Below are 8,693 nucleotides of genomic sequence, written 5' to 3' on the forward strand. Positions count from 1 at the left end.
ATGGCCACGAGGCTCGCAATGCGCAGCCAGCCTTCGGGCGCGAGATGATCGATATCCTGTTGGTCGAGCGGAAACATGGGCCCAAGCATGCCACAGTTTTGGCGGGGGCGGAGAGGCGGACGCCTGTCCTCCGGAGTCAGCCACCGGTCATGTGACTGTAGAAGATCGAGACGCCGATCATGATGAGGACGAGCCCGCCGCCGATCTCGGCGCGCTGGCCGAATCGGACGCCGAGCGCCGGGCCGATGGAAAAGCCGAGCGCACTCATGACGAAAGAGGTCAGGCCGATAGCAAGTGCGAGCCAGGCGCTGGTGCCTGCGAGCGCCATGGCGACACCGACGGCCGCGGCGTCGATACTGGTGGCGATGGCGGTGAGGAGAGTTCCAAGGGCGGTATTGCGGCGGGGCCGAGCACTATCGCCGGACACCTCATCGGGTTCTGTGCGCAGGCCCTCGCGGACCATGAGCGTGCCGATGGCGGCGAGCAGGACCAGCGCGATCCAGTGGTCGAAGGCCTCGGCATAGGCGGCGACGCTGTGGGCGAGCCACCAGCCCAACAGAAACATCAGCCCTTCGCTCAGCCCGAAGACCGATCCGACACGCATAGCTTGAATAGCGCTGTGCGTGCGCTGCTGGGCGCCGCGCGCAAGGGCTGCGGCGAACGCGTCCGTCGATAAAGCGAGGCAGACGAGGGCGAGGGTCAGGATTTCATGCATCGCGGAGCGGGGTCCTCAACAGGTCCGCTCCGCGTTGTCATGAAATCGGCCGGGGCGCTAGAGGTTGGCGCGCAACATCCAGGCTGTTTTTTCGGCGATGTCGGCGCGGCGTGTCATCAGGTCAACGGTGACGATGTCGTTATTGTCCTCGGCGATCTTGAGACCCGCCTTGGCAGCGCGGCTGATCGCTTCGTGACCCTTGACGAGATTGGAGATCATCGCGTCGGCATCCGGCACGCCATTGTCTGGCTTGATGGTCGCGTTAGCCATCAATTCCGCGGACGAACCGGGCGCGAAATGACCAAGGGCGCGGATACGTTCGGCGATCTCATCGAGGGCAGTCCACAGCTCGGTATACTGGGTCATGAACATGTTGTGCAGCGAGTTGAAGCGCTGACCTGTCACGTTCCAGTGGTAACCGTGCGTCTTGACGTAGAGCGCATAGGTGTCGCCGAGCAGGACGCGGAGTGCCTGAGCGGACGTTTCACGGGCTTTTTCGTTGAGGCCGATATCAATGGGCATGTCTGTCTCCTGTTTGTGTAATGTCTATACGCAACAGGTGGGTATTCGATCCATGAGATGCCAATCGATACGTAGTCTTACGGTTATAGAAGAAATCTATACAAAGGCGATGCAGGCGCGCTGATCCGACAGGGAGAAGAGGGGCCGGATGAGCGTGAAACCGCCAGATGGTGAGCGCGCACTCGCGACTTGCTCATCTTTCCCGCCTAAACCATAGTGCCCGGGGGCTCAAAACCGTGGGTTCCGTGATCAGGTCCGAGGACGCCCGTGCCGATACAAACTGCGAAAAATCACTCCAGCCAGACCTGGCTCGTCACGCCTGACCTGCTCGGGGTGCTCAACAGCGACGGATATTTCGAAGGGACGAATCCTGCTTGGTTTGCAACGCTCGGATGGCGACCGGAAGATATCGAAAGCCGGCAGTTTTTCGAATTCATCCATCCCGACGATCAAGCCAAGACGGAAGCCGCGTTTGCGGCGATCCAGAAGGGCCTGCCTGTCCTCATGTTCGAGAACCGCTACAAGCACAAGGACGGCAGCTATCGGTGGCTGTCGTGGAACGCGGTGCCGGAAGGTGACCGGTATTATTGCAGCGCCCGGGACGTCACGCAGGATCACGAAAACCGCTCGGCGCTGTCCAGCCGCGAAGAGGAAGCGCGCTTTCGCGAGCAATTCATTGCCGTGCTGGGACACGACCTGCGCAACCCGCTCAGTGCGGTTGCATCGGCGATCCGCATTGCGTCGCGAGAGCCGCAGTCGGATCGTGTCCGGGCCGTGCTGGAATCGGCCAATGGATCGATCATGCGGATGGCCGGACTGATTGACGACCTGATGGATTTTGCGCGCTCGCGGCTCGGAGAGGGGATTGCGATCGACAGGGTTGCGGCCCCGGCGCTGGCGGACTCCCTGCGCGTTTCAATTGACGAAATCCGCATGGCAAACCGGGAGGTCGTGATTGAAGACCTGTTCGATTTCGAGGAAAGCCTGCACTGCGACCCGGCTCGCCTGCAGCAATTATTGTCCAACCTGCTGGCCAATGCTGTGACGCATGGAGAAGAAAACCGGCCGATCATCGTTCGCGCTGACGATGATGCCGGAGACTTCCGGCTGTCGGTGACTAATTCCGGCAAAGCGATTCCCGACAATGTCATGGAAAGCCTGTTCAAGCCTTTCGTTCGCGGATCTGTCAGCGACTCCCTGCAGGGGCTCGGTCTCGGGCTCTATATCGCGAGCGAGATTGCGCGGGCGCATGGTGGCCGGATTGGCGCCGTGTCCAACGCGGATCAAACCACTTTCGAATTCCGGATGCCCCGCTAGGGCCTCCGGCCGCTTGCCGTGCCTATGCCAGAGCGGCGCAGAAGCGCTGGATCCGGATGAGTGCTTCGGTCAGGGCCTCGGTTGAGGTGGCATAGGAAATCCGGAACGCCGGGGACATGCCGAACGCCGCACCGAACACGACGGCGACCTTTTCCGTTTCCAGCAATTCCGTGGCGAAATCCTCGTCCGTCCTGATCACATTGCCGGATGGCGCAGTCTTGCCGATCACACCGGCGCAGGACGGGTAGACATAGAAGGCGCCCTCCGGCGTCGGGCAGTGCAGGCCGGCGCATTTGTTGAGGCCGGCGACGACCATGTCGCGGCGCTGCTGGTAGACGGCGCGGCGTTCGGCCATGAAATCCTGCGGGCCATTGAGGGCTTCGAGGGCCGCATACTGGCTGATCGAGCAGGGGTTGGACGTGGTCTGGCTGATCACCTTGCCCATCGCCTTGATCAGTTTCTCGGGGCCGGCGGCATAGCCGATGCGCCAGCCGGTCATGGCATAGGCCTTTGAGACGCCGTTCATGGTCAGTGTGCGGTCGTAGAGGGCGGGTTCGACCTGGGCGATCGTCCAATATTCGAAATCGTCATAGACGAGGTGTTCGTACATGTCGTCGGTGAGGATCCAGACATGCGGGTGGCGCAGGAGGACATCGGCGAGGCCGTGCAGCTCGGCCTTGGTATAGGCGGCGCCGGTCGGGTTGGATGGTGAGTTGAGGATGATCCACCGCGTGCGCGGCGTGATGACAGCTTCCAGCGCCTCGGGCGTCAGCTTGTAGTTCGAGTTCGGTCCGCAGGGGGCAATGACGGGTTCGCCGCCGGCCATCAGCACCATTTCGGGATAGGAGACCCAGTAGGGCGCGGGCACGATGACTTCGTCGCCCGGGTTCAGCGTGGCGAGGAGCGCATTATAGATGACCGGCTTGCCGCCCGGAGCGACATGGACCTGCGAGGGCTTGTAAGTCAGGCCGTTCTCGCGGGCGAACTTGGCGCAGATCGCCTCTTTCAGTTCCGGCATGCCGTCGGCGGGCGTGTACTTGGTCTTGCCAGCCCGGATCGCCTCGATGGCCGCGTCCTTGATATTGTCCGGCGTATCGAAATCCGGTTCGCCGGCGCCGAGGCCAATCACGTCATGCCCGGCGCGTTTGAGTTCGGCGGACTTGGTCGTGACGGCGATCGTGGCGGACGGCTTGACGCGCGCGAGTGCGTCGCTGAGGCGGATATCTGCGGACATTATCTGTGTATCCCGAAGTGGAGATTGCGCTGGGTGTGGAGGCTTGGCCTTAGTCTGAGCGGGCCATTGGGGCAAGCTTTTCCCCGATCCAGCACCATGCGGCGGCGAGACGCAGGGCCTTGCCGCGTAAGCGCCGATTGCTGCGGAATTTTGCCAATTGTGTAAATTTTACGGGATATCTTTATGAGAATTTCAACCATGACTGGGAATATGCAACATAGTGGACCCGGTTTCTTGCCCGGTCCCGAGTTTTAAAGGATTGCCCAGAGGCCATGGCCGCATCGTCAAATTCCGTATTCATGGAAAATCTGTGGAACTTGATCGTGAGTCACGCCCAGAGCGGGGCGCATGATTTCTCGATCTGGATCGCCCGGCTCAGCGATGGCGAGCGGGTCGTGGGTCTTTGCGTATTTGCCCTGACGATCATGATCCTGATGATGGCGCCGACGAAGAAGCGCAAGACACCGCGCGGGAAAAGCACGCAATTCGTGTTCGCCCTGGCGATTGTCATGATTTTCGGTTTCGGCGCCGGCTGGCTCTTCGAGGACAATGCCGGTGTGGGCGAATTCGTGTCGACGCTGTTCTAGGCCTCGCATCGACGGCGCGCAGGCGCTATCTGTAGGATCATGGAATCGCAGGATAATGACGTACCCACGCTACGCGGCGTCGACGTCATCAAGGACAATCTGAAACGACTGCCCGGCCGGCCCGGAGTCTATCGCATGTTCGGCGATGGCGGCGAGGTGCTGTATGTCGGCAAGGCCCGAGACCTGAAGGCGCGCGTGTCGAACTATGCGCGCCTGGGCGGTCACACCCAGCGGATCGCGCGGATGATCTCGATGACCCGGCGCATGGAGTTCGTGGTCACCGAAAGCGAGACCGAGGCGCTGCTGCTGGAAGCGAGCCTGATCAAGAGCCTGAAGCCGCGTTTCAACGTGCTGCTGCGCGACGACAAGTCGTTTCCCTATATCCTGATCCGGCGCAATCATGAGGCGCCGCAGATCAAGAAGTATCGCGGCGCCAAGCATAATGAGGGCGACTATTTCGGCCCGTTCGCCAGCGCCGGGGCAGTGATGCAGACGCTGGACACGCTGCAGAAGGCCTTCCTGCTGCGCACCTGCGAGGACAGCGTGTTCAATGCCCGCACGCGGCCCTGTATGCTGCACCAGATCAAGCGCTGTTCGGCGCCATGCGTGGGGCTGATCTCGAAGGAGGATTATACCGAGCTGGCCGATGAGGCGGCGGACTTCCTGCGCGGGAAGGGGGCCGACCTGCAAAAGCGGCTGGCATCCGAGATGGACGCCGCCGCCGAGGCGATGGAATTCGAGACGGCTGCGCGCCTGCGCGACCGGATACGGGCGCTGGCGCATGTGCGCGCGACGCAGGACGTGAACCCGGACGGGCTGGAAGAGGCGGACGTGTTCGCCATCGCCATGGAGGGCGGGGTGTCCTGCGTGCAGGTGTTCTTCATCCGGGCCGGGCAGAACTGGGGCGCGACGGCGCACTATCCGCGCCATGACAGCGAGCAGACGATGGAAGAAGTGCTCGCGGCCTTCCTTGTGCAATTCTATGACAAGCGCCCGCCGCCGAAACTGATCCTCGTCAACGAGATGCCGGAACAGGCGCGCCTGATCGGCGAGGCGCTGGAACTGAAGGTGGACCGGCGAATCGAGATTCGCCGGCCCGAGCGCGGCTCGAAGCGGGATCTTGTCACCCAGGCTGAACGCAATGCGTCCGAGGCGGTGACCCGCAAGCTGGCCGAGACGGCGAGCCAGGCGCGGCTGCTGGACGAAGTGCAGAAAGTGTTCGAGCTGGAAAGCGTGCCGCAGCGCATCGAGATATATGACAACTCGCACATCCAGGGCACGAATGCGGTGGGCGGAATGGTCGTGGCCGGTCCGGACGGGTTCATCAAGCAGGCCTATCGCAAGTTCAACATCAAGGACGAGACGATCGAGCCGGGCGACGATTACGGCATGATGCGCGAAGTGATGCGCCGGCGCTTTGCGCGCGGCCTGAAGGAAAAGGCCGTCGGCAATGACCGCAACTGGCCGGACCTTGTCCTGATCGATGGCGGCCTCGGGCAGCTGAACGCGGTGCTGGAAGCGCTGGCGGAGCTGGGCCTCGGGCCGGATGACGTGACGCTGGTATCGATTGCCAAGGGCGTCGACCGCAATGCCGGTCGGGAACAATTCTTCCGGCCGGGGCGGGCGCCGTTCAAGCTGCCGGAAACGGCACCGGTGTTGTATTACCTGCAACGGTTGCGCGACGAGGCGCACCGCTGGGCCATCGGGGCGCACCGGGCGAAGCGATCGGCCGATATCGTCCGTTCACCGCTGGACGAGATCGAGGGCATTGGCCCGACGCGCAAGAAAGCGCTGCTGCAATATTTCGGCTCGGCGCGCGGCGTGTCGCGGGCGAAAGTGGCGGACCTGATGGCGGTCGAGGGCGTCAACGAATCCCTTGCCGAACGCATTTACGGGCATTTCCATAGCGGCTAGGGCCGGGCGCCCTGCCGGTTGCAGTTGCAGGCCATTCGGTTGATGGTCCCGGAAACGGTTCCGGGAGGCTCCAGATGAAAATCACGCCGCTGCGTATGATCTCGCTCGCCATTGTCGCCTCTGTTGCGGTCAGTTTCCTGGGCGGGTCGGGGGTGTGGTCGGTGCTTGGACTGGCGCCAGACCTGACGATTGAGGGCGAGGCACCTGTGGTGCGACCGGTGCCGGATGGTACGGGTGAGGCATGGGCGTCCTATGGGGGTGACAAGGGGGGCGGGAGGTATGTGGCAGCTGACCAGATTACCCCCGACAATGTAACGGACCTGGAGATCGCCTGGACGCTGGAGACCGGCGCATTCGATGGCCGGGAAGAGGCCAAGGCGCGCGCGGCGTTCGAGGCGACGCCGCTGCTCGTCGAGGGGTCGCTGGTTTTCTGTACGCAGTTCCAGGAAGTGATCGCGGTCGACCCGGGCACTGGCGCGGAGACATGGCGCTACAATCCCGGCGTGGATGGGACGGGCCGTCCGGCGAACCAGTTCACCTGCCGGGGCGTGTCCTATTGGCAGGACAGTCTGGCGGACCCGGATGCCGCGTGCGCGTCACGCCTGTATGTCGGGACGGTGGATTCGCGGCTGATTGCGTTGGATGCGCGAACGGGCACGCCGTGTGCTGACTTTGGCGATGGTGGGACGGTCAACGTCAAGCCGAGCATGGACCTGCGCTGGCCGGGCGAATACCAGATCACGTCGGCACCGGCGATCATCGGCGATACGGTGGTCACGGGATCGGCGATCAGCGACAATCTGCGGACCGAGGCGCCGCTGGGCACCGTGCATGCCTTCGATGCGCGCACGGGCGAAGCGAAGTGGCGGTTCAATCCGGTGCCGCAGGACAAGGCCGATCCGGCGCTGGCAAGCTGGGCGGACGGCTCGGCAGCGCGCACGGGGCACGCGAATGTCTGGTCGACGATTTCGGTCGACGAGGCGCGGGGCCTTGTCATCCTGCCGACATCGAGCCCGAGCCCCGACTATTATGGCGGCAACCGGGTCGGCGACAATCGCTATGCCAATTCGGTCGTGGCGCTGAACGGCGAGACCGGGGATGTGGTGTGGAGTTTCCAGACCGTGCACCACGATCTCTGGGATTTCGACCTGCCGGCCCAGCCGGGCCTCTACCAGGTCTGGCGTGATGGCGCGCTGCATGACGTGGTGGCGCAGGTGACCAAGTCAGGCCTCCTGTTCGTGCTGGACCGCGACACGGGCGAACCTTTCCTGCCGGTCGAGGAGCGGGCGGTGCCGCAAGGGGCTGTGGCGGGCGAAGTTCCGTCGCCGACACAGCCCTTCCCGGTGGCGACGCCGAATATCGTGCCGAACACGCTGGAGCCGGGCGACGCGTTCGGTATCACGCTGTGGGACAAGATGGCGTGCGCGAAACAGATCAGGGCCTTGCGCGGCGACGGCCTGTTCACGCCGCCAACCGAGCAGGGCACGCTCGCCTATCCGTTCCAGGGCGGTGGCGCGAACTGGGGCAGTACCGCCTTTGACCCGGCGCGTAACCTGCTGGTCGTGAACATGAGTTCGATCGGCGCCTTCGTGAGACTGACCAAGAAAAATGGCGAGGAACGCCCGGTCGGGGCGCTGCGCGATGATGCCGAATATGCGCCGATGGAAGGTGCACCCTATGGCATGACCCGGGGCCTGCTGATGTCACCGCTGGGCCTGCCGTGCACGCCGCCGCCCTGGGGCGTGATTGCGGGCATCAGCCTGGATACGGGCGAGATTGTCTGGCGCCAGAACATCGGGACGACACAGGACCTGGCGCCGGGCGGCCTGACGCTGAAGATCGGCACGCCGAATATTGGCGGCCCGATGATCACGTCGGCCGGACTCGTGTTCATCGGGGCGACCATGGACGATTACCTGCGCGCCTTCGATGTTTCGACCGGGCGCGAGCTGTGGAAGGGACGCCTGCCAGCGGGCGGCCAGGCAACGCCGATGAGCTATGAATATGAGGGTCGGCAATATGTCGTGATCGCAGCGGGCGGGCACAGTTCGCTGGGCACGAAACAGGGCGATACGCTGGTGGCGTTCGCGCTGCCGGACTAGACGGTCCAAGCCGGTGCAGATGCAAAATGCGCCCGCAGCGGCAGGCATCATATGCCTGTTGAGCAGGGATTCTTAACGTAAATGCGCGAGCATGCCGACATAGCACAAGGCAGGGCTCGCGGTGGCCCGGCATTGCAGCAACGGGCGAATATTGTCACATTAGCGTCATGAAACATACGGGTACCAGCCTGAAGCAGGAGATTGCCGACTTCGTGTCGGGCGCCTGGCTGCGTCCACCGACGGCGCAGCAAGTGGCTGCGCTGTGCTGGCGGCGGGCGGGCAAGGGCCATGAAGTGCTGCTG

General features: G+C 63.3%; 7 protein-coding genes. 4 read left to right on the plus strand and 3 right to left on the minus strand.

The window, feature by feature from the left end:
- Window positions 1-136: 136 nt before the first annotated feature.
- Window positions 137-715 carry a manganese efflux pump MntP family protein gene (locus AADA04_RS00760; protein WP_340691318.1) on the minus strand — a complete coding sequence of 193 codons (579 nt, stop codon included), beginning with the start codon at window positions 713-715 and terminating at the stop codon, window positions 137-139.
- Window positions 716-772: 57 nt separating this feature from the next.
- On the minus strand, window positions 773-1,237 hold the full coding sequence (locus AADA04_RS00765) for a Dps family protein (protein WP_340691319.1): 465 nt from the start codon (window positions 1,235-1,237) through the stop codon (window positions 773-775).
- Between the two features lie 267 nt (window positions 1,238-1,504).
- Here AADA04_RS00765 and AADA04_RS00770 point away from each other — a divergent pair, with 267 nt between their 5' ends.
- Window positions 1,505-2,554 (plus strand): PAS domain-containing sensor histidine kinase, encoded by a 1,050-nt coding sequence (locus AADA04_RS00770; RefSeq protein WP_340691320.1) that lies wholly within the window; start codon window positions 1,505-1,507, stop codon window positions 2,552-2,554.
- Window positions 2,555-2,576: 22 nt separating this feature from the next.
- Here the strand turns inward: AADA04_RS00770 and AADA04_RS00775 are convergent, their stop codons facing one another.
- Window positions 2,577-3,788 (minus strand): pyridoxal phosphate-dependent aminotransferase, encoded by a 1,212-nt coding sequence (locus AADA04_RS00775; RefSeq protein WP_340691321.1) that lies wholly within the window; start codon window positions 3,786-3,788, stop codon window positions 2,577-2,579.
- Between the two features lie 323 nt (window positions 3,789-4,111).
- Here AADA04_RS00775 and AADA04_RS00780 point away from each other — a divergent pair, with 323 nt between their 5' ends.
- The 3 genes from AADA04_RS00780 to AADA04_RS00790 all read left to right on the plus strand — a co-directional run bounded on the left by AADA04_RS00780 (window position 4,112) and on the right by AADA04_RS00790 (window position 8,391).
- The gene (locus AADA04_RS00780; protein WP_340691322.1) at window positions 4,112-4,375 is read left to right on the plus strand and encodes a hypothetical protein; all 264 of its coding nucleotides are present in this window, start codon (window positions 4,112-4,114) and stop codon (window positions 4,373-4,375) included.
- A 39-nt stretch (window positions 4,376-4,414) separates the two neighbouring features.
- Entirely contained in the window at window positions 4,415-6,289 is a 1,875-nt protein-coding gene (uvrC, locus tag AADA04_RS00785; protein WP_340691323.1) for an excinuclease ABC subunit UvrC, read from the plus strand.
- A gap of 74 nt (window positions 6,290-6,363) precedes the next feature.
- Window positions 6,364-8,391, plus strand: coding sequence for a pyrroloquinoline quinone-dependent dehydrogenase (locus tag AADA04_RS00790; protein ID WP_340691324.1), 2,028 nt, complete (start codon window positions 6,364-6,366; stop codon window positions 8,389-8,391).
- Window positions 8,392-8,693 lie beyond the last annotated feature (302 nt).

It is taken from the genome of Hyphomonas sp., assembly GCF_037969335.1.
In the GTDB taxonomy this organism is placed as follows: domain Bacteria; phylum Pseudomonadota; class Alphaproteobacteria; order Caulobacterales; family Hyphomonadaceae; genus Hyphomonas.